The organism is Stenotrophomonas sp. 22692, assembly GCF_052045015.1.
In the GTDB taxonomy this organism is placed as follows: domain Bacteria; phylum Pseudomonadota; class Gammaproteobacteria; order Xanthomonadales; family Xanthomonadaceae; genus Stenotrophomonas; species Stenotrophomonas geniculata.
In genome coordinates this window covers 89360-110880 of record NZ_JBQEMR010000007.1, presented here as the reverse complement: position 1 = coordinate 110880, position 21521 = coordinate 89360, and the positions used below count along the sequence as shown (strand labels likewise).

21 protein-coding genes are annotated in these 21521 nt (G+C 67.2%); 9 read left to right on the top strand and 12 right to left on the bottom strand.

What is annotated here, in order from left to right:
* Positions 1–9 precede the first annotated feature (9 nt).
* The 11 genes from ACTJJM_RS08790 to asnS form a co-directional block, all read right to left on the bottom strand.
* On the bottom strand, positions 10–990 hold the full coding sequence (locus ACTJJM_RS08790) for an aldo/keto reductase (protein ID WP_071306106.1): 981 nt from the start codon (positions 988–990) through the stop codon (positions 10–12).
* Positions 990–1676, bottom strand: a complete 687-nt coding sequence (locus ACTJJM_RS08785; protein WP_099560595.1) for a DUF2461 domain-containing protein — start codon at positions 1674–1676, stop codon at positions 990–992. Before ACTJJM_RS08785 ends, ACTJJM_RS08790 begins: the two co-directional genes overlap by 1 nt.
* Positions 1673–3112: an exodeoxyribonuclease I gene (gene sbcB, locus ACTJJM_RS08780; RefSeq protein WP_241888042.1), complete on the bottom strand. Its 1440-nt coding sequence runs from the start codon at positions 3110–3112 to the stop codon at positions 1673–1675. The genes ACTJJM_RS08785 and sbcB overlap by 4 nt, the downstream gene beginning before the upstream one ends.
* Positions 3112–4479 carry an FAD-dependent oxidoreductase gene (locus ACTJJM_RS08775; RefSeq protein ID WP_126560829.1) on the bottom strand — a complete coding sequence of 456 codons (1368 nt, stop codon included), beginning with the start codon at positions 4477–4479 and terminating at the stop codon, positions 3112–3114. Before ACTJJM_RS08775 ends, sbcB begins: the two co-directional genes overlap by 1 nt.
* A 32-nt stretch (positions 4480–4511) precedes the next feature.
* Positions 4512–5786 (bottom strand): kynureninase, encoded by a 1275-nt coding sequence (gene kynU, locus ACTJJM_RS08770; protein ID WP_043398461.1) that lies wholly within the window; start codon positions 5784–5786, stop codon positions 4512–4514.
* 106 nt (positions 5787–5892) lie between these two features.
* Positions 5893–6414 (bottom strand): 3-hydroxyanthranilate 3,4-dioxygenase, encoded by a 522-nt coding sequence (locus ACTJJM_RS08765; RefSeq protein ID WP_029379697.1) that lies wholly within the window; start codon positions 6412–6414, stop codon positions 5893–5895.
* 19 nt (positions 6415–6433) lie between these two features.
* Positions 6434–7096 (bottom strand): carbonate dehydratase, encoded by a 663-nt coding sequence (gene can / locus ACTJJM_RS08760; RefSeq protein WP_010480460.1) that lies wholly within the window; start codon positions 7094–7096, stop codon positions 6434–6436.
* Positions 7097–7168: 72 nt separating this feature from the next.
* Positions 7169–7807, bottom strand: a complete 639-nt coding sequence (locus ACTJJM_RS08755; protein ID WP_043398467.1) for an FMN-binding negative transcriptional regulator — start codon at positions 7805–7807, stop codon at positions 7169–7171.
* Positions 7808–7814: 7 nt separating this feature from the next.
* Complete coding sequence (locus tag ACTJJM_RS08750; RefSeq protein WP_006453002.1) at positions 7815–8129, bottom strand: hypothetical protein; 315 nt, start codon at positions 8127–8129, stop codon at positions 7815–7817.
* A gap of 7 nt (positions 8130–8136) precedes the next feature.
* Positions 8137–8436 (bottom strand): hypothetical protein, encoded by a 300-nt coding sequence (locus ACTJJM_RS08745; RefSeq protein WP_010480464.1) that lies wholly within the window; start codon positions 8434–8436, stop codon positions 8137–8139.
* A 29-nt stretch (positions 8437–8465) separates the two neighbouring features.
* Entirely contained in the window at positions 8466–9860 is a 1395-nt protein-coding gene (asnS, locus tag ACTJJM_RS08740; RefSeq protein WP_049455468.1) for an asparagine--tRNA ligase, read from the bottom strand.
* A 128-nt stretch (positions 9861–9988) separates the two neighbouring features.
* Here asnS and ACTJJM_RS08735 point away from each other — a divergent pair, with 128 nt between their 5' ends.
* The 7 genes from ACTJJM_RS08735 to zipA all read left to right on the top strand — a co-directional run bounded on the left by ACTJJM_RS08735 (position 9989) and on the right by zipA (position 16974).
* A complete protein-coding gene (locus ACTJJM_RS08735) occupies positions 9989–10327 on the top strand; it encodes a HesB/IscA family protein (protein WP_006376495.1) in 339 nt (112 codons plus the stop codon).
* A gap of 94 nt (positions 10328–10421) precedes the next feature.
* A complete protein-coding gene (locus ACTJJM_RS08730; RefSeq protein ID WP_049455467.1) occupies positions 10422–10964 on the top strand; it encodes a CbrC family protein in 543 nt (180 codons plus the stop codon).
* Positions 10965–11192: 228 nt separating this feature from the next.
* Positions 11193–11630: a 30S ribosomal protein S6 gene (gene rpsF, locus ACTJJM_RS08725; protein WP_006452997.1), complete on the top strand. Its 438-nt coding sequence runs from the start codon at positions 11193–11195 to the stop codon at positions 11628–11630.
* Between the two features lie 11 nt (positions 11631–11641).
* Positions 11642–11872 (top strand): 30S ribosomal protein S18, encoded by a 231-nt coding sequence (gene rpsR / locus ACTJJM_RS08720; protein ID WP_002804494.1) that lies wholly within the window; start codon positions 11642–11644, stop codon positions 11870–11872.
* Between the two features lie 105 nt (positions 11873–11977).
* Entirely contained in the window at positions 11978–12427 is a 450-nt protein-coding gene (gene rplI / locus ACTJJM_RS08715) for a 50S ribosomal protein L9 (protein WP_043398478.1), read from the top strand.
* A gap of 259 nt (positions 12428–12686) precedes the next feature.
* The gene (smc, locus tag ACTJJM_RS08710; RefSeq protein WP_227199668.1) at positions 12687–16190 is read left to right on the top strand and encodes a chromosome segregation protein SMC; all 3504 of its coding nucleotides are present in this window, start codon (positions 12687–12689) and stop codon (positions 16188–16190) included.
* Between the two features lie 46 nt (positions 16191–16236).
* On the top strand, positions 16237–16974 hold the full coding sequence (gene zipA / locus ACTJJM_RS08705) for a cell division protein ZipA (RefSeq protein ID WP_010480476.1): 738 nt from the start codon (positions 16237–16239) through the stop codon (positions 16972–16974).
* 118 nt (positions 16975–17092) lie between these two features.
* Here the strand turns inward: zipA and ACTJJM_RS08700 are convergent, their stop codons facing one another.
* Positions 17093–18223 carry a pyridoxal phosphate-dependent aminotransferase gene (locus tag ACTJJM_RS08700; RefSeq protein WP_049455464.1) on the bottom strand — a complete coding sequence of 377 codons (1131 nt, stop codon included), beginning with the start codon at positions 18221–18223 and terminating at the stop codon, positions 17093–17095.
* Positions 18224–18514: 291 nt separating this feature from the next.
* Between ACTJJM_RS08700 and ligA the strand changes: the two genes are divergently transcribed.
* Positions 18515–20980, top strand: coding sequence for an NAD-dependent DNA ligase LigA (ligA, locus tag ACTJJM_RS08695; RefSeq protein WP_043398485.1), 2466 nt, complete (start codon positions 18515–18517; stop codon positions 20978–20980).
* Positions 20981–21030: 50 nt separating this feature from the next.
* Positions 21031–21516, top strand: coding sequence for a GNAT family N-acetyltransferase (locus ACTJJM_RS08690; protein WP_010480482.1), 486 nt, complete (start codon positions 21031–21033; stop codon positions 21514–21516).
* Positions 21517–21521 lie beyond the last annotated feature (5 nt).

Here is a 21521-nt window from a genome sequence, read left to right as displayed (position 1 = left end):
GGTGAAGACTCAATGACTGGGTGATCCGCGCCCATCACCGAAGGCGTTCACCAGCTGCTGGCGTTCGGCTGCGGTCAGTGTCTCAAGCCGCGTCGCCAGCACTTCGTCCAGGCTGACGGTGCGGGTGGTGCCGAGGATGCCGCTGGCCACGCCGGGATGGCCCAGGGCGTAGGCAAACGCGGTCTGGGCGGGGCGCTGGCTGCGGATGGTAGCGATGGCGTGGCGCATCCGGCGTGCACTGTGCATCAGTGCGCGGCTGCTTGGCTTGAGCCAGGCTCTGGCCAGGTACCAGGCGTCGGCCGGGCGCGGCAGGCGGGCGCGTGACGGCAGCAGATGGCCCTGCGCCAGCACGGTGCCGGCGAGCACGCCGATGCCCGCCGCGTGCAACTGGTCTATCAGCGGTTCACGGTCCTGCTGCAGGGCGTTGTAGTCCAGAAGCACCACATCGAACAGCATGGGATGGTCGATCATCCAGCACAGGGTCGACGCCGTGTGCGTATTGATGCCGGTGTGCCGGATCAGCCCGCGTTCGCGCAGCCGCTGCAGTGCGGCCAGCAGGTCATCGTTGATGTCGTGCTGGCTGGCACCGTGCAGCTGGTAGATATCGAGGTAATCCAGGCCGAGGTTGCGCAGCGAGGCTTCGCAGCTGGCGGTGATGGCGGCGGGCGAGAAATTGCGCTGCTCGGCGCCGCTGATGCCGGCCTGGCCGGTCAGCGTGCCGCCCTTGCTGGAGATCACCAGCGACTCGCGCGGGTATCGCTTCAGCAACGGGCGCAGGATGCGGCCCAGCCGCGGCTCGGCGTGGAAACCGGAGTAGTTGTGACCGGTGTCCAACAGGTTGACGCCCTGTGCCAGTGCATGCTCGACCACGTGCGCGGCCGACTGTTCCGGGAACCGGCGATGCCCCCAGAAGCCGGAACAGCCCAGGCCCACCGGCGAAACCGCCAGCCCGGTGCGGCCCAGCGTGCGGCGTTGGTGCGCCAACGGCATCAGAATTCCAGGTCCAGCGCCGCGCACAGATAGTCGACGAACGGGCCCAGCGCTGCCAGATCCCTGCCGAGCGTGGAAAGCAGGCGAGGGCCGGTCATGGTGGCGTCGTCCAGCGAGCGCCACATCACCCAGTTGCGATGCTTGAGGTCGTCGATGAACTCGAAATCGGCCGGGAAGCCGCGCGGAGGCCGCACCAGTTTTTCGCTCTCCTCGAAGTCGAAGCGCTTGCGCAGCGCGGGAGCATGCGCGGCCGCCTTCCAGCTGCCCGGGTTGTCGAGGATGAAATGGCGCACGCGGCGCTGGGTCTCCGGTTCTGGATGCCACAGGCCGGCACCGACGAAGCTCTCGCCGGGCTGCAGGTGCACGTAGAACGAAGGCGCGGCCACTTCGCGGCGGCGCTCATGGAACAGGCGCGCACCCTGCCAGGTCTTGTACGGCGATTTGTCGTTGGAGAAGCGCGCGTCGCGGTGGATGCGGAACAGCGAGCCACCGACGCCACGGGTATCGGCGCGGAAGTGGTCGCTGACCTCGGCCAGCGCCGGCTGCAGGTCACCCAGCAGGCGCAGGAACGGCTGCCGCACGTGTTCTTCATACTGCTGGCGGTGATCGTTGAACCATGCCTTTTCGTTATGCCGCGCCAGGCTGCGCAGGAACTTGAAGCTGGCGTCCGAGAAATAGGTACTCACAAGGTCTCCTGCAGCTGCTGGCCCCAGTCGCGCAGCGATTGCAGCAGGGCCTGGCGCCGCGCATCGTCGGGCGCTTCGGCGGCCAGTGCATCGAGCTGCTGCTGGTACTGGGGCAGATTGAGTTCGCCCAGGCCGCCGTCTCCGAGCAGGCGCTGGCGGCGGTAATCCTGCCAGCGCTGGCGTTCAGGCGGCGCGAGGCTGTCGGGATGATTGCGCGCGCGGTAGCGGAACAGCAGTTCGGGCAGGCGCGGGTCGCGGAAGCGGCCTTCCAGCGCGGCCAGCTGTTCCGGCGCTGTGGTGCGGGCCAGCGCCAGCAGCGGCTTGTCGCCATTGCCGAGGAAGCCGTCGTACAGCGAGGCATCGACGTCGGCCACGGTGGCCGCACGGGGCTGGTTGTAGACTTGGCGCGCCTTCTCGGCCAGCTGCGGGGCGAACGCGCGCAGGCGCTCGACCTTGGCCTCGATCGCGGCCACGTCCAGGCCGAGTCGCGCGTGGTCATCGGCGCGCAGGTGGTTCCAGGCGATCAGTGCTGGCACCTTGTTCAGATGCACTTCCTTCAGTGGCACCCGCGCCGCGCCTTCGGGCAGTTCGCTGGCGCGCATGTACAGGCGCTGTGCGATCACCTCGGCCGGCAGTGCCAGCAGGTCGTCGATGTCGCCATCCAGGTCGAACACGATCACGCGGTTGCTGATGGTGGGATGCACGGCCAAGGGCAGCACCGGCGCCGCGCACAGGCGACTGGCGGGGTAGCGCATGGAAATGTGCAGCACGGGTTTCATCGCGGTCACGTCCAGCAGGCTGCCGACGAAGCGCTTGTCGCGCAGCTTCAGCGCGTACTCCCACAGCCGCGGCTGCGACTGCTTGAACAGGCGTGCCATGCCGATGGTGGCGCGCACGTCGGACAGCGCTTCGTGCGCGTCGCCTTCGCGCACGTTGTTGGCCTCGGCCAGGTGCTCGAGCTTGAACGAGGTGGCGCCGTCCTCGCGCAGCGGCCACTGGATGCCGTCCGGACGCATCGCGCGCATGAGTCGCAGCATGTCCAGCAGGTCCCAGCGCGAATTGCCGTTGCGCCACTCGCGTTCGTAGGGGTCATGGAAGTTACGGAACAGGCCGTAGCGGACGAATTCATCGTCGAAGCGCAGGGTGTTGTAGCCCAATGCGCAGGTGCCGGGACGCGACAGCTGCTCGTTGATGCGGTCGAAGGCTTCGGCCTCGCTGATGCCCTCGGCCAGGGCCTGCTGCGGGGTGATGCCGGTGACCAGGGTGGCCATCGGCGAGGGCAGCAGGTCGTCGGCCGGGCGCACGAAGAAACTGACCGGGGTATCGATCTCGTTGAGGTCGGCGTCGGTACGGATGGCGGCGTACTGGGAGATGCGCGTGCGTCGCGGGTCCTGGCCGAAGGTTTCCAGATCGTAGAACAGGAAGCTGTCAGCCATCAGTGCGCGCCCTCCAGGATCGGCAGCTGCGCGTGGATCTGCGCTTCCAGTGCCGTCCAGTCGATGTTGTCCAGTGAGTGGTGACCTGCAGTGGCCGCCGCCAGCATCTCGCGCTGCAGTTCGGTGCGGCGCAGCGCCTCGGCGTAGGGCGTGTGCAGGAAAGTGACCATCGTGTAATGCGGTACGAAGCGGGTCGGCCAGCGCCGCTGCAGTTCCTGCTCCAGGTCGCGCTGCAGAAGGAACGCAGGATCGGCCACGCGGTCGCGCATCTCCAGGTAGTTCTCCAGCGCCATCTGCTGGATGGCACGTGCATTCGGCTTGCGCTCGGCTTCGAAGGCTTCGAACGCGCCTTCCAGGTCGTCCGCTTCCATCAGATGACGGGCCAGAGACACGCAATCCTCGAATGCGCAGTTCATGCCCTGGCCGTGGAACGGCACCATCGCATGCGCAGCATCGCCGATCAGTACGGCGCGGCCCTGCTGATGCCATCGGTCCAGGGTGAGCGTGCCGAGCAGGCCCGGCGGGTGTTGTTCCCAGTCCGCGCGCAGGTTCGGGATCAACGGCAAGGTGTCGGCGAACTCCCGCGCGAACAGCGCCTCGGCCTGTACGCCGGTGTTGACCGTGGCGAAGCTGGGCTCGCCCTGGTTGGGCAGGAACAGGGTGACGGTGAAGGTGCCTTCGTGGTTGGGCAGGGCGATGCACATGTAGTGGCCGCGCGGCCAGATGTGCAGTGCGTTGCGCTCGATGCGGAAGTTGCCATCTGCGGCCGGCGGGATCTCCAGCTCCTTGTAGGAGTGGTCGAGGAAGGCGATGTCCTCGCCCAGCGGCGCACGGCGGTTCATCGCCGCGCGCAGCGCCGAGCCGGCGCCGTCCGCACCGATCAGGGTGTCGAAGCGGATGTCGTGCGGGCTGTCGTCGCGATCATCGATGAAGCGCGCGTAGCCGGCATCGAAATCGACGGTGTGCAGGCGGCGATGGAAGTGCACGGTGGCGCCGGCCTGTTCGGCCAGTTCCAGCAGCGTGGTGTTCAGGTCGCTGCGGTGGATCGACCAGATCACTTCGCTGTCATCACGGCCATAGCGCTGCAGCTGCGGTTCGCCTTCGCGCGGGTGCACCATGCGGCCGCGCATCATCACCGCGCGCGCCATCACCTCGTCTTCCACGCCGGCCTGGCGCAGCGCATTGCGCCCACGCTCGGCCAGCGCCAGGTTGATCGAGCGGCCGCTCTCGTAGTCGGCCACGCGCGGATCGCCGCGGCGCTCGTACAGGGTGATGCGCCAGCCCTGGCGTGACAGCAGGATGGCCAGCAGGGACCCGGCAAGGCCGGCACCGATAATGCTCAACGAGCGGGAAGCGTGTGCGATCAACGAACTGTCCAGCAGTAGGGGAAGGGACCGGCTTAGAGGCCGGCCCAGGCTTCCACTTCCTCGACGAAGTGGTGCACGTCCAGGTAGCGGTTGTAGAGCGGGGTGGGCGAAATACGGATCACGTCGGGTTCGCGCCAATCGCCGAGCACGCCGATGCCGCGCAGGTGTTCGAACAGTGCGCGGCCACGTTCGCGGCCCCCGATCACGCGCAGCGACAACTGGCAGCCGCGACGCTGCGGGTCGGCCGGGGTGATGATGTCCAGCACCTGCGGCAGGCGCGCGCGTACGAGTGCTTCGAGCATGCCGGTGAGTGCCAGCGATTTGCTGCGCAGCGCCTCCATGCCGGCACGCTCGAACAGCTCCAGCGAGGCACGCAGCGGTGCCAGGCCGAGGATCGGCGGGTTGCTCAGCTGCCAGCCTTCGGCGCCGATGGCCGGGGTGAACTGTGGTGCCATCTGGAAGCGGGTGGACTCTTCATGGCCCCACCAGCCGGCGAAACGCGGAAGGCTGGTGTCACGATGGTGGCGCTCGTGCACGAAGGCGCCGGCAACCGCGCCAGGGCCGCTGTTGAGGTACTTGTAGTGGCACCACACGGCGAAGTCGGGTGCGATGTCATGCAGGCGCAGCGGCAGGTTGCCGACCGAGTGCGCCAGGTCGAAGCCGATGCGTGCGCCCTGCAGGCGGGCAGCACGGGTGATCGCATCGAGGTCGAAAGCCTGGCCGGTGCGGTACTGCACGCCCGGCCACAGCACCAACGCCAGGCGCGGGCCGTGTTCGGCAATGGCGTGCTCGATCGCGGCCAGTGAGATCGTGCCGTTGGCTTCGTCCGGCTGCACTTCCACCAGGCACTCGGCCGGGTCGAAACCATGGAAGCGGATCTGTGCTTCCACCGCATGACGGTCGGTCGGGAATGCACCGGCCTCCATCAGGATCACCGGGCGCTCGGCCGTTGGCCGGTAGAAGCTGACCATCATCAGGTGCAGGTTCACGCTCAGCGTGTTCATCGCCACCACTTCGCTGGGCAATGCTCCGACCACGCGGGCCAGCTGCGCGCTCACCAGACGGTGGTAGGACAGCCACTGCGTCGGGCCGGTGAAGTGGCCTTCCACGGCCAGCTCGCCCCACTGCTTCATCACTTCCTGCACGGCCGCCTGTGCGCCACGCGGCTGCAGCCCCAGCGAGTTGCCGACGAAGTAGGTCTGCTCGCCGCCACCATGGCGCGGAATCAGGAATTCATTGCGCAGCGGGCGCAGCGGATCGGCGGCGTCCAGGGCGATGGCGTGGGTGCGGCTGAGCAGGTCGGACATGGTCGGGCAACAGGCTGCAACGGGACCGCCAGTGTAGCGCTTGGCGGCGTGCCTGCCGCCGAACCTGTAGAGCCGAGCATGGGCTCGGCTCTACAGGGGCAGGTGCTCAGCCCGCCGCAGGCACCGGCAGCGGATCCACGTGCCCGCACTGGCTGCAGGTACGCAGCTCCAGGCTGGCGTGGTAACGCGCGAACACCTTGGGCAGATCGGTTTCGATGTTCTGCAGCGGGAAGTACTCTTCGTGCAGCTTGTGGTTGCAGTGTTCGCAATGCCAGATCACACCGTCCATCTCATGCGGCAGGCGCTTGCGCTCGACCACCAGGCCGATGCCACCGGGCGGACGCCGCGGCGAGTGCGGCACCTTTGCCGGCAGCAGGAAGATCTCGCCGGCGCGGATCGGAATGTCGCGCACCGCGCCGTCTTCCTGCACCTTCAGCACCATCTCGCCTTCGAGCTGGTAGAACCACTCCGGGCCTTCGTCGTAGTGGAAGTCGGTACGCGAGTTCGGCCCGCCCACCACCATCACGATGAAGTCGCCGTTGTCGATCATCTTGTTGCCCACCGGTGGCTTCAGCAGGTGGCGGTTTTCTTCGATCCAGGCGTGCAGGTTGATCGGCGAAGCGAGCATGGTGGTCATCCGTAAGGGATCAGTCGCGCTTGCCCTTGCGCGGAATGTAGGACAGGGCCTTTTCATACGCCGGCTGCAGCTCTTCCTGCGAACCGACGTCAATGCCCATCTCGCGCACGCGTCCGTCCTTCAGGCTGTAGACCCAGCCATGCACCATCAGCTTCTGGCCGCGGGCCCAGGCGTCCTGCACGATGGTCGAGCGGCACAGGTTGGCAACCTGCTCGATCACGTTCAGTTCGCACAGGCGAGCGTGCTTGAGCTCATCGGTCTCGATCGCATCGAGGATGCCGGTGTGCTTCTGCATCACGTCGCCCACATGGCGCAGCCAGTTGTCGGCCAGGCCGACGCGGGTGTTGTGCAGGCAGGCATGCACACCGCCGCAGCCGTAGTGGCCGACGATCAGGATGTGCTTCACCTTCAGCTGGTCCACCGCGTACTGCACCACGCTCAGGCAGTTCAGGTCGGTGTGGGCGACCACGTTGGCGACGTTGCGGTGCACGAACACTTCACCCGGGGCCATGCCGATGATCTGGTTGGCCGGCACGCGCGAATCGGAGCAGCCGATCCACAGGTATTCCGGGTGCTGCTGCTTGGCCAGCTGGTGGAAGAACTCGGGGTCTTCCTTCTCGATGCGGTCGGCCCAGTCGCGGTTGTTCTGCAGCAGCTTGTGGATGTCTTTCATGTACGGGTCCCTGGCGTCGGGTGGGGGCGCGCCGCAGCCATCCGGCTGCGTCGTCGCGGGAATCTGGGGCGTTCAGTCGCTGCGGGCGGCCTGTTCGCGGTGCCAGCGCATCCACTGCGCCAACTCGGTGGAAGAGGGGGTGCCGAGCTGTTCCAGTTCGGCGATCACGGCGCGCTGGTTGGCGTCGGGATGGTTCTGGCTCAGCTTGAGCTTGAGCTGCACCTGCTCGACCTGGAAGCGGAAGCCGACGATGGCGCGCAGCTCCGGGCCGTGTTCGGCACGCGTGGCATCGAACTGCCAGGCCTGGCCGACACTGGCTTCGAAACGGTCGCTGATCGTACCGACCAGTTCGGCCAGCGCATCAGTGTCGTCGAAGGTCTGCAGCTGGCCACGCAGTTCGGCGGCGGCGTAGTTCCAGGTCGGCACCCGCGCCGCAGGTTCCTTGTCCGGGTACCAGCTGGCCGAGACATAGCCGTGCGGGCCGTCGACCAGCACCTTGGCCGCGCCGCTGTGGCGCGACTGCGGGTTGGCGCGGGCCCAGTGGCCGCGCAGTTCGATCTGTTCGCCGTCACGCCGGTACAGTACCGGCATCCGGGTCAGCTCCGGCAGGCCATCGCTGCCGGGGGTGAGCACGGTGACGAATGGATCGCGCGCCAGCAGGCGGTCCAGCCAGAGCAGGTCGGTCTCGGCGAAGGCGCGCGGGGTGAACATGCTGGGTTCAGGCGCGCCCGCCCAGCGACTGGATCATGCGGCCACGCAGGCCCTCGTCGCTGTCGGCCTGCGGCGGCTGCACTTCGTGCAGGCTGAAGCCGCGCACCAGCGCGTCTTCTTCGTCCAGGCCGTCGTACTCGACGAACTCGGCGTCGAACAGCTGCGAACGGGCGGTGTCTTCGCTGTCATAGCTCAGCGTGTTGCCATCGCTGTCGAGCACTTCGGCGGTGCCGGCCGGGCGCACGCGCAGGCGCGCCCAGATCAGGGTGTTGCCGAGGCTGGCCAGCCACCAGCTGTCGCGCGAGGCGGTGATGTCATTCATGGATGTGTTACCAGAGCGAGGCCAGCCAGAGCAGGGCGGCCATGCCCAGTCCGGCCAGCAAGGTCAGCAGCGATACCCAGGCCGGCGTCGCCAGCCCGGACAGCGAGCGGTCCGGCTGATTGCGATAGTCGCGGCGCAGCAACCAGGCCAGGGCATCGGGCTTGAGGAAGGCGCCGCTGCCGAAGCGCTCGGCGAGCGCCGGATGGCGGTCGCGCACATGCACCAGGGTCAGCGGCCAGAAGATCACGAAGGCACTGAACCCGGCCACTGCAACGCCGACGAAACAGAGGGCGAAGAACAGGGTCATGGGGCAGTACCTCCGTGGTCGTGTGGGGCTTAGAAGTCCGCGCTGCCGGGGGCGCGCGGGTAGGGGATCGCATCGCGGATGTTGGACAGCCCGCAGACGTAGACCACCAGGCGCTCGAAGCCCAGGCCGAAGCCGGCGTGCGGCACCGAACCATAGCGGCGGAAATCGCGGTACCAGCTGTAGTGCTCGCGATCCAGGCCGAACTGGGCCATGCGCGCATCCAGCACGTCCAGGCGCTCTTCGCGCTGGCTGCCGCCGATGATCTCGCCGATGCCCGGGGCCAGCACGTCCATCGCGGCGACGGTCTTGCCGTCGTCGTTCAGGCGCATGTAGAAGGCCTTGATGTGCTCCGGATAGTTGGTCACCACCACCGGGCGGCCGACGTGTTCCTCGGTCAGCCAGCGCTCGTGCTCGGTCTGCAGGTCCAGGCCCCATTCGACCGGGAAGTCGAACTTCCTGCCGGACTTCTGCAGCAGGGTGACCGCATCGGTGTAGTCGATGCGCTCGAACGGCGCGTTGATGAAGTCTTCCAGCTTGGTGATCGCGTTCTTGTCCACGCGCTCGGCGATGAAGGCCAGGTCGTCGCTGCGCTCGTTCAGCACCGCGCGGAACAGGTACTTCAGGAACTCTTCGGCCAGGCGTGCGTCTTCAGCCAGGTCGGCGAAGGCGATTTCCGGCTCGATCATCCAGAATTCCGCCAGGTGGCGGGTGGTGTGGCTGTTCTCGGCGCGGAAGGTCGGGCCGAAGGTGTAGACCTTGCTCAGCGCCAGGCAGTAGGCCTCGACGTTCAGCTGGCCGGACACGGTCAGGAAGGTTTCCTTGCCGAAGAAGTCGCGGCTGAAATCGATCGCGCCCTTCTCGTCACGCGGCAGATTCACCATGTCCAGGGTGGACACGCGGAACATCTGGCCGGCGCCTTCGGCGTCGGAGGTGGTGATGATCGGGGTGCTGATCCAGTTGAAGCCGTTCTCGTGGAAGAAACGGTGCACGGCCTGGGCCAGGCAGTTGCGGATGCGGGTGACCGCGCCGAACAGGTTGGTGCGCGGGCGCAGGTGTGCCACTTCGCGCAGGAACTCAGGCGACATCGGCTTGGGCTGGATCGGGTAGGTGAGCGGGTCTTCGACCCAGCCGACCACTTCCAGTGCGCTGGCCTGGATCTCGAACGACTGGCCCTTGCCCTGCGACTTCACCAGGGTGCCGGTGGCAATGACCGAGCAGCCGCTGGTCAGGCGCTTGATCTCGTCGAAGTTGGCCAAGCTGTCGCCGGCCACGACCTGGATCGGGGCGAAGCAGGAGCCGTCGCTCACATTCACGAAAGCCAGATTCGCTGAACCGCGCACCGTGCGCACCCATCCGCGTACCGTGACTTCGCCGCCTTCCGGGATCTTCCCGGCAAGCGCATGTTCAACGCTGACCACCGTCATGACTTGAATCCTCTGCTGATCGACTCGATCTGTGAACACGGGAGTTTACCGGTTGCAGCGTTCTGCTTGCGAGGCATTTTTCGCGGCAACGGCTCCTTATAATGTCCCCGTACCTCTGGAGTAGCCCCATGGCCGTCAGCCTGACCCCCATTGCCTTCGAGCGCGTGCAGCGCTTCGTCGCCCAGACCCCCGGCGCGCTGGGCCTGCGTTTCGGCGTGACCAAGACCGGTTGCTCCGGCTGGGGTCACATCACCGACCTGGCCCGCGACGAGCGCGAGGGCGATACCGTGTTCGACCAGGACGGCGTGAAGATCTACGTCGACGCCAAGAGCCTGGCGCTGGTGGACGGCACCGTGATCGACTTCGGCAAGCACGGCCTGAGCGAGACGTTCACGTTCAGCAACCCGAACGCCACCGCCGAGTGTGGCTGCGGTGAAAGCTTCACCACCGACGCCGACAAGGCCTGACGGCCGGCCGCCGGGCATGGCCCTGCGCTGCCAAGGCGTGCTCTGGTAGGTGCCGACCTTGGCCGGCACGCTGGGCTCGGCAGGGACCCCACGGATGGAACGACCGCTTTTCACCTATCACCCCAACGCCTACGCCCTCTCCTTCGACGAGGTCGAAGGAATCTGTGACTGCTGCGGTCAGGCGCGGATGCTTCGTTACCGGGGGCCGTTCTACACGCACCTGCGGCCGGAGTATCTGTGCCCGTGGTGTATTGCCGACGGCAGGGCGGCGGCCAGTTGCGAGGGTGAATTCACCGGCTGGAGCGATATTGAAGGGGTTTCGCCGGATCCGGCCGACCCGCCGCCGACCATCGCCCGTGAGCTGCTGCTGGAGATCTGCGAGCGCACCCCGGGCTATTCGTCCTGGCAGCAATCGGTCTGGTTGAGCCATTGCGAACGGCCCTGCGCCTTCCTCGGCTTCGCCGGCAGCGAAGACCTGCTGCCCATCCTCGACCAGGTCCGGCCCGATGTGGCGGCGGTCAATCCACGCGACGCCGACTGGGTGCTGGCGCACCTGAGCCGGGACGGGATGATGGTCGGCTGCCTGTTCCAGTGCCTGGAATGCGGCCAGCATCGCCTTCACGTCGACCTGGGATAGCTCCCGGCGGAGTCATGGATCGCCCGGGGCCCGGTAGCAGCCAACCTTGGTTGGCACCGGGTGCTCCCCCCGGTTCAGGTTGCCTCGTGGCCCGCTGGTTGCCCGGCCACCCCATCTGCGCCATAATGCGCGGCTTCCTGCCTACCCGGCGGGAACCCTTGCCCCACCGCGGTCTCAACGGCGGGGGGCTGTCCGGCCGCGAGGCCACATCCGAAAGGTAGAAAAAACATGAGTCGTCATTACGAAATCGTGTTCATGGTCCACCCGGACCAGAGCGAGCAGGTCCCGGCCATGATCGAGCGCTACAAGTCGCTGGTCGAGAACGGCAACGGCACCATCCACCGTCTGGAAGACTGGGGTCGCCGCCAGCTGGCGTACCCGATCCAGAACCTGGTGAAGGCCCACTACGTGCTGATGAACATCGAAGCCGACCAGGCCGTTCTGAACGAACTGACCGAGAGCTTCCGCTTCAACGACGCCGTGCTGCGCAACCTGGTCATCAAGCGTGACGAGGCTGACACCGAGCAGTCGCTGATCATGAAGAGCAAGGACGAGAAGGGTGACAAGCCGGAGCGCGGTGAGCGCCGTCGTCGTGACGACGAAGAAGGCGAGTCCACCACCACCGCTGACAACGAAGCCGGCGACGACGCCGCTTCTGCCGCCTAAGGAGCCTTCCCATGTCCAAGTTCTTCCGTCGCCGCAAGTTCTGCAAGTTCACGGCTGAAGGTGTGAAGGAGATCGACTACAAGGATCTCAACACCCTGCGCCAGTACCTGACCGAGAACGGCAAGATCGTGCCGAGCCGCGTCACCGGTACCAAGTCGAAGTACCAGCGCCAGCTGGCGACCGCCGTCAAGCGCGCTCGCTTCCTGGCCCTGATCCCGTACACCGACAACCACGACGTCTGATGCCCGGCGGGGCGGCCCGGTGCCGCCCCCGCTGTGCCAGCTATTCGGACAGCCTTTGTTGCGGGGCATCGCCTCGCTAACGAATAACTCATCTGGAGCAATACCATGCAGCTGATCCTCCTGCAGAAAGTCACCAACCTCGGCAACCTGGGCGACCTGGTCGACGTGAAGCCGGGCTACGGCCGTAACTTCCTCGTGCCGCAGGGCAAGGCCGTGCCGGCCACCGAGAGCAACAAGGCCGAGTTCGAAGCCAAGCGCGCCGAGTACGAAGCCAAGGCCCAGGCCATCCACGCCGAAGCTGACGCCCGCAAGGCCAAGCTGGACGGCGCGAGCGTGACCATCCCGGCCAACGCTTCGACCGAAGGCAAGCTGTACGGCTCGGTCGGCGCCCGCGAAATCGCCGATGCCTTCACCGCTGCCGGCCTGCCGGTCAGCAAGAGCGAAGTCATCCTGGGCGAAGGCGCCTTCCGCAACATCGGCGAGTACGACGTGCTGATCCACCTGCACGCCGACGTCGAGACCACCGTCAAGGTTGTCGTCGTCGCCGAAGCCTGATCCCACGCCGCAAGGCCTGGCATCACCGCAGAACGGGCGCCCGCAAGGGTGCCCGTTTTGTTTTATGGCTCCGTTTCGTGGTGTCGGGCCACCTCTGGCCGACGGGGTGGGGCTGGACAATGTTCCACGCCCATTCGTAGAACACGGCCACATCGGTATACTCAGGGCGTCACACCCGTTCCACGGGCATCGATCCCAACAGGATCAATGGCTTGGAGGGTAAACGCAGGCCGCTTGCCGGCCCCAGTCCGGAACCCCTATGCGTCTTTCCACGATCAAGCTGTCCGGCTTCAAGTCGTTCGTCGATCCGACCACCCTGCACCTGCCGACCAACATGACCGGCGTGGTGGGGCCCAATGGTTGCGGCAAGTCGAACATCATCGACGCCGTGCGCTGGGTCATGGGCGAGAGCTCGGCCAGCCGCCTGCGTGGCGACTCGCTGACCGACGTGATCTTCTCCGGGTCCAACGCGCGCAAGCCGGTCTCGCAGGCCACGGTCGAGCTGATCTTCGACAACTCCGACCACACGATCTCGGGCGAGTACGCCTCGTTCAACGAAATCTCGGTCAAGCGCACGGTCAGCCGCGACGGCACCAGCAATTACTACCTCAACGGCACCAAGTGCCGCCGCCGCGACATCACCGATCTGTTCCTCGGCACCGGCCTGGGCCCGCGCAGCTACTCGATCATCGAGCAGGGCATGATCAGCCAGATCATCGAGGCACGCCCGGAAGACCTGCGCGTCTACCTGGAAGAGGCGGCCGGCATCTCCAAATACAAGGAGCGCCGCAAGGAAACCGAGACCCGCATCCGCCACACCCGCGAGAACCTGGACCGGCTGGGCGACCTGCGCGACGAGATCAGCAAGCAGCTGGAGCACCTCAAGCGCCAGGCCAAGCAGGCCGAGCAGTACCAGGCGCTGCAGGAAGAGCGCCGGGTCAAGGATGCCGAATGGAAGGCGCTGGAATTCCGTGGCCTCGACGGGCGCCTGTCGAAGCTGCGCGAAGGGCTGTCGCAGGAAGAAACCAGGTTGCAACAGCTGATCGCTGACCAGCGTGATGCCGAGGCCCGCATCGAGACCTCGCGGGTACGCCGCGAAGAGGCCGCCGATGCGCTCAACACCGCGCAGGCGGCGGTCTACCAGGTCGGCAGCACGCTGGCGCGCCTGGAACAGCAGATCCAGCACCAGCGCGAGCTGTCGCAGCGCCTGCACAAGGCGCGCGATGAAACCCAGCAGGCGCTGGCTGAACTGGGCCAGCACATCAGCGGCGACGAGGCCAAACTGAGGGTGCTGCGCGAGGCGGTGGAGGCCGCCACTCCGCAGCTGGAAGCACTGCAGGAAGAAAACGAGATCAAGCAGGAAAGCCTGCGTGAGGCTGAAGAGCGGCTGGCCAGCTGGCAGCAGCGCTGGGAACAGCACACCTCGCAGAGTTCGGAAGCCTCGCGCGCCGGCGATGTCGAGCGCACGCGCGTGGACTACCTGGACAAGCAGATCCTCGACGCCGACCGGCGTCGCGAGGCCCTGGCCGCCGAACGCGCCGGCCTGGACGTGGATGCGCTGGAAGAAGCCTTCGAGCAGCTGCACCTGCAGCACGACACGCAGAAGACCGCGCTGGATGAATTGAGCGAAGACGTCGAGCTGCGCAAGCAGGGCGTGGCGGCCGTGCAGGAGCAGCAGCGGAATGGCCAGAACGAACTGGCCGAACTGCGCAAGCAGGTCAACGGCCTGCGTGGCCGCCTGGCCTCGCTGGAAACCCTGCAGCAGGCCGCGCTGGGCCAGGAGCAGGGCGCTGCCGTGGCCTGGCTGAAGGCGCGTGGGCTGGACTCGGCGGCACGTGTCGGCGAACGCCTGGATGTCGATGCCGGTTGGGAAAACGCGGTGGAAAGCGCGCTGGGCCAGTTGATCGAAGGCGTGCTGGTCGATGACCCGGCCAGCCTGGTCGACGCGCTGGGCGAACTGGGCGAGGGCCACATTGCACTGGTCGCCAACGATGGCGCGGACCTGAAGGTCGCGCCGACCTCGCTGGCTGCACGCGTGCGTGGCCCGGCAGCGATCCGGCGCCTGCTGGCGCACCTGCACGGTGCCAGGGATCTGGCCGAAGCCAAGGCGCTGCAGGCCAGCCTTCCGGAAGGCGATTCGATCATCACCCAAAGTGGCGAGCGCCTGGGTCAGGGCTGGCTGCGCGTATCGCGTTCCGGTGCGGCCCAGCAGGGCGCGCTGCTGCGCGAACGTGAGATCAACGAACTGCGTGAGCAGATCGAGCAGCTGCAGGACCGCGAGGCCGAGCTGGAGGAACAGCTGGCAGGCTTCCGTGAGCAGTTGCAGGCCGCCGAACAGCAGCGCGAAGACGCGCAGCGTGCGCTGTACCAGGCCCATCGCGCGGTCTCTGAACTGGCCGGCCAGCTGCAGGGCCAGCAGGGCAAGGTGGAGGCCGCGCGCACGCGCATCGACCGCATCGAAGGTGAGCTGAAGCAGCTGCAGGACACGCTGGAAGCCAACAACGAGCAGGCGCGTGAGGCGCGCTCGCGGTTGGAGAACGCGGTCAGCAGCATGGGCGACCTGGAATCGACCCGGCAGCGGCTGGAGGGCGAGCGCCGCCAGCTGACCGAGGCCCGCGACCTGGCGCGCGACGCTGCACGTGCGGTGCGCGAGCGGTCGCACTCGCTGGCCCTGACCCTGGAATCGCAGCGGGCGCAGCTGGCCTCACTGAGCCAGGCACTGGAGCGCATGGGTACCCAGCGCGGGCAGTTGGATTCGCGCCTGGGCGAACTGCATTCGCAGCTGGATGAAGGTGATTCGCCGGTCGAAGCGCTGCAGGCCGAACATCAGAATGCACTGGAAGAGCGCGTGCGCGCCGATCGCGTGCTGACCGAGGCGCGCACGTTGCTGGACGGCATCGATGCCGAACTGCGCAACTACGAACAGACCCGCCACCAGCGCGACGAACAGGCGCTGGCCCAGCGCGAACGCATTTCGCAGCGCAAGCTGGACCAGCAGGCGCTGGTGCTCAGCGCGGAGACCCTGCAGGGGGCGGTGGAGAAGGCCGGTTTCGTACTGCAGGACGTGCTCAATGCGCTGCCCGAGGATGCCCGCCTGGGCGACTGGGAGCAGGCCGTGCACCAGATCGATGGCCGCATGCGCCGGCTGGAGCCGGTCAATCTGGCCGCCATCCACGAGTACGGTGAGGCGTCGCAGCGCTCGGACTACCTGGATTCGCAGCACACCGACCTGACCACGGCGCTGGAAACCCTGGAAGATGCGATCCGCAAGATCGACCGCGAGACCCGTGGCCGCTTCAAGGACACCTTCGACCGCGTCAACGCCGGCGTGCAGGCGCTGTACCCGCGCCTGTTCGGCGGTGGCCACGCCTACCTGGAGCTGACCGGTGAAGACCTGCTCGACACCGGTGTGACCATCATGGCGCGCCCGCCGGGCAAGCGCGTGTCCAGCATCTCGCTGCTGTCCGGCGGCGAAAAGGCGATGACTGCGGTGGCGCTGGTGTTCGCCATCTTCCAGCTGAATCCAGCACCGTTCTGCCTGCTGGACGAGGTGGATGCGCCGCTGGACGAAGCCAACGTCGGCCGCCTGGCCAACATGGTCAAGGAAATGAGCGAGAAGGTGCAGTTCCTGTTCGTCAGCCACAACAAGGCGACGATGGAGGCCGCGCACCAGCTGTCGGGCGTGACCATGCGCGAGCCGGGCGTCAGCCGCCTGGTCAGCGTGGACCTGGAAGAAGCCGCGCGATTGGCGGGCGCGGCCTGACGTGCCATCCTAGTTACCTGAATGAACTAGCCGGAGAACCTATCGAATGTCCGACACGGCACTGTTGCGCATCGGCATCCTGGCCGCCGGCCTGCTGTTGATCGCCGCGATCTTCCTGTTTGGCCGTCCGAAGAAGAAGCCCCAGGGCCGCCGCGTGGAAAGCGCGGAACCGAACAGCGGCGAGCGCCGCGAGCCGGTGCTGGGCGAAGACGGCGTCACCGTGGCCGATGGCCGCGTCGAACCGGGCATGGGCACGGAAGGTGAGCAGGCCGAACTCGGCCTGGGCGAAACCGATCCGGGCGCCAGCGACCTCGGCAAGCGCGCCACCCAGGACTTCGACAAGATCGTCTCGCTGTTCGTGGCCGCTCGGGCCGGCGAACAGCTGCGTGGCGAAGACATCGTGGTGGCGGCCGAAAAGACCGGCCTGGTGTTCGGCCACATGAACGTGTTCCACCGCCTGGTGGAAGGCCACCCCGAGCGCGGCCCGATCTTCTCGATGGCCAGCATCATGAAGCCGGGCAGCTTCGACATGGCCAACATCCGTGCCATGGAGACCCCGGCCATCGCCTTCTTCCTGACCCTGCCGGCGCCGCTGACCGCGCTGGATGCCTGGGAGAAAATGCTGCCGACCGTGCAGCGCATGGCCGAGCTGCTGGATGGCGTTGTGCTGGATGACAGCCGCAACGCCCTGGGGCGCCAGCGCATCGCGCACATCCGTGACGAGCTGCGCGCCTATGACCGTCAGCACCAGGCTCCGCCGTTGACCAAGACCCCGCGCTGGTAAGCGCCATGGCGTGCCGACCAACGGTCGGCACCCACCCCGACCAACGGTTGGCACCCACAACAGTAGATCCGCGCCATGCGTGGATGGGGCGAACCAGGGTTCGCCCCCACCAACAGGGTCAGGCCGGTACGCCGGCCACCTTCGCGAACGCATTGCGGAACGCGGCCATCTCCTCTTCGGTGCCGACGGTCACGCGCACGCGCTGTGGCCAGATCGGCCAGCTTCGCCCGATCACCACGCCGTTGTCGGCCATTGCCTTGGCGAACGCGCTGCCATCGCGCCGGACGTCGACCACGAAGCAGTTCGCTTCCGACCGCACGCAGCTGAAACCACGCTTGCCCAGCCACGCGATGGTGGCCTGCCGCACCTTGGCATTCTGCAGGCGGCGCTGAGGAATCAACTGCGGATCGCGCAGGCTGGCCAGTGCAGCGGCCAGTGCCGGCACGGGCAGCGGGTTGTCGCCCAGGCTGGCCAGTTCGCGCAGGCGGTCGGGATGCGCGGCCGCCACGCCCAGTCGCAGGCCGGCCATGCCATAAAGCTTGGAGAACGTGCGCAACACGATCAGGTCGTCGCGCTGCGCCACCTGCGCAATCAGGCTCGGCTGCTCGCTGTACTGCAGGTAGGCCTCGTCCAGCAGCACGCGGGTGGAGGCGGGCTTGTGGGCCAGCAGCCAGGCAAGCTCATCCGGTGGGCTGATCGAGCCGGTCGGGTTGTTCGGGTTGCACACATACAGCAGTCCGGTCGGGCGTGCATGCGCGGCGGCAACCATTGCACGCAGGTCATGTGCGCCGTCGTCGCGCAGCGGCACTTTCTGCACGTGCGCACCGTGTGCGGCGGCGACCTCGCCCAGCGTCTCGAAGGTCGGGTCGGCGACTACCAGTCCCGCCAGCGGGCCGGTCCATAGCACGGCGGCACGGTTCAGCGGTTCGCTGGAACCCGGATACAACCGCACGTGATCAGCCGGAATGCGTGCCTGTTCGATGAAGGCGTCGCGCACCTGTCCGGCCAGTGCGAAACGGTAGCGGCCGCAACCGGCGATGCTGTCGCGTGCCGCCTGCTGGGCTGCGGGCGAGGGACCGTAGGGGCATTCGTTGAAATTCAGCAGCACCGCACCTTCGGCGGGGGCGGGGGCGGGGGCGGCGGCTGTCGCGGGTTGGGCATGGCCGAGCTGCGGCAGCCCGCTGCCGGCGACGGCGAGGCCAGCACCGGCCAGTTGCAGGAAGCGTCGACGGGAAGCGGGCGGGGGCACGGGCAGGATTCCGAAGGGCAGACCGTCGCACGCTAGCGCCGGTGAGGGTGGGCGGCAAGCTGCATTTGCAGCGTCGAGCCGTGCTCGACTACAGACGTGCCAACCAAGGTTGGCACCTACCGGAGCGGGGAGAAGGTTGGCACCTACCGGAACGAGGGAGACGGTTGGCACCTGCCAGAGCGGAGGGGGGGGCAGTCGAGCATGGCTCGACGCTACAGAAGCGGGGCCGTTACCGGGCCTGACGGCCGGGCGCGGTAGAATTCCCGGCCATCCCAGAACCACCGGATCCCGATGAGCCCCAGCCCAGCCGAACGCGCCGAAGACCTCCGCCGGCAGATCGCCCAGGCCAACCGCGCCTACCACGAGCTGGACGCGCCGGAGATCCCTGACGTCGACTACGACCGGATGGTGCGCGAGCTGGAAGCGCTGGAGCGCGAGCACCCGGAACTGGCCCGTGCCGACAGCCCGACCCAGCAGGTCGGTGCGCGGCCCTCCGGCCGTTTCCCGGAGGTGCGCCACGCGGTACCGATGTTGTCGCTGTCCAATGCCTTCAGCGATGAAGAAGTGGCCGATTTCGTGCGCCGCATCGATGAGCGCCTGGGTCGTCGCAGCCTGCGGTTCTCGGCCGAGCCGAAGATGGACGGCCTGGCGATCAGCCTGCGCTACGAAGAGGGTCATTTCGTGCTCGGCGCGACCCGTGGCGATGGCAGTACCGGCGAGGACGTGACCGCCAACCTGCGCGAGATCGGTGACATTCCCAAGCGCCTGCACGGCAAGGACTGGCCGGATGTGCTGGAGGTACGCGGCGAGGTCTACATGGCGCGCGCCGATTTCGAGGCCTACAACGAACGTGCACGCCAGCACGGTGGCAAGGTGCTGGCCAATCCGCGCAACGCCGCGGCCGGCTCGCTGCGCCAGCTCGATCCGAAGATCAGTGCGCAGCGCAGGCTGAGTTTCTTCGCCTACGGCACCGGCGAAGTGCAGGGCGGCGAACTGCCGGACACCCATTCGGGCACCCTGGCCCAGCTCGGTACCTGGGGCTTCCCGGTCAGTGAGCTGTGCAAGGTGGTGGACGGCACCGACGGCCTGCTCGGCTACTACCGCGACATCGGTGAGCGCCGCGATGGCCTGCCGTTCGATATCGATGGCGTGGTCTACAAGCTCGATGACCGTGCGGGTCAGCAGGCGATGGGCTTCGTTTCGCGCGCGCCGCGCTGGGCCATCGCGCACAAGTTCCCGGCGCAGGAACAGAGCACTACCGTAGAGGCCATCGAGATCCAGATCGGCCGCACTGGTGCGGCCACGCCGGTCGCGCGCCTGGCGCCGGTGGCGGTGGCCGGCGTGATCGTGTCCAACGCCACGCTGCACAACGCCGACCAGATCGCACGCCTAGATGTGCGCGTCGGCGACAGCGTGATCGTGCGCCGTGCTGGCGATGTCATTCCCGAAGTGGTCAGCGTCATCCTCGACCGCCGCCCGCAGGGCACGGCGCCGTGGCAGATGCCGACGCGCTGCCCGGTCTGTGGCTCGGAGATCGTGCGTGAGGAGGGGGCAGCGGCGTGGCGTTGTTCGGGCGAACTGTCCTGCCCGGCGCAGCGCAAGGAAGCCATCGCCCATTTCGCCTCGCGCCGCGCGATGGACATCGATGGCCTGGGTGACAAGTACATCGAAACCCTGGTCGACGCCGGCATCGTCAAGAGCGTGGCCGACCTGTACCGCCTCAGCCGTGACCAGCTGCTGCACCTGAAACTGGTACTGGACGCCGAGGATCCGTCAGCACTGGCCGCTGCGCTGAAGCTGCACCTGCCCGCCGAGGGCAGTGGTGCGGTGCTCAATGCGGTGCTGAAGCTGGACGGCAACGATCCGGGCTGGCGTGCGCGGGCGCTGGTGCAGCCGGCCAGCTTCGAATGGAACACGAAGAAGATCGCCACCAAGTGGGCCGACAACCTGATCGCGGCGATCGACGCCAGTCGTGATGCCACGCTGGAGCGCCTGCTGTTCGCGCTCGGCATTGAGCATGTGGGCGAAAGCACGGCCAAGGCGCTGGCGCAGTGGTTCGGTGACCTGGAGCTGATCCGCCATCTGCCGTGGCCGTTGTTCAAGCGTGTGCCGGACATCGGTGGCGAAGTGGCGCGCTCGCTCGGCCATTTCTTCGAGCAGCAGGGCAACCAGCAGGCCATCGATGACCTGTTGCAGGTTGGCCAGGTGCGCATCAGCGATGTGCACGCGCCCAGTGCCAAGCTGCGCGAGGGCCTGGATCTGGCGCAGCTGTTGGTCGAGTCGGAGATCCCCGGCATTACCCGCCTGCGCGCGGAAAAGCTGGTGGCTGCGCTGCCTGGCGCGCAGGCGGTGCTCGACGCCGAGCATGGCCAGTTCGTCAACGCCGGCCTACCGGACGACACTGCGCGCGGTCTAGCGGAGTGGCTGGACGCCGAAGGCCATGGCGCGATGCTGTTGGCCGCCGAGAAGGCGATGCAGCAGATCCTGGCCAAGGCGCCGGCGCTGGCCGAGATCGTGGCTGGCCCGCTGGACGGGCAGACCGTGGTACTGACCGGCACCCTGGCGCAGCTCACCCGCGATGCCGCCAAGGAGCGCCTGGAGGCGCTGGGCGCCAAGGTCTCCGGCAGCGTCTCGAAGAAGACCAGCTTTGTGGTGGCCGGTACCGAGGCAGGCTCCAAGCTGGACAAGGCACAGTCGCTGGGCGTGCCGGTGTGGGACGAAGACCGCCTGCTGGCCTATCTTGCCGAACACGAATGATGACCCCGCCGGGTGCCCCTGCGCCCGGCATGAAACACAAAGGAACACCGATGCAGACCGCCCCGCTGGATTTCCGCCTGGCTACCCGAGCTGACGAAGAGCTGCTGATCGCGTTGATGCGCGAGTTCTACGCCGAAGACAGGATCGACTTCGATGACGCGCGCGTGCGTCGCGGTGTGGATGCGCTGCTGGCTGACCCGCGCAATGGCGAAGTGCTGCTGTGGCTGGACGAGGCGGGCGAGGTGGTCGGCTACGCAGTGATCGCGATGGGTTTCAGCCTGGAGCAGGGCGGCCACTTCATGCTGCTGGACGAGCTGTACCTGAGCCATCGCGCGCGCGGTCGTGGCCGCGGCAAGCAGGCGCTGGCCATCTGCGAACAGCGCGCTCGCGGGCGTGGCGTCAGCCGCCTGCGCCTGGAAGTGAACCACCACAACGAACTGGCCCGGCGCCTGTACCTGGCCAGCGGCTACATCGATGACACCCGCGATCTGCTGACTCTGCCGCTGGACCACCCGCGCCCGGAGGGCATCCTGTGAGCGAG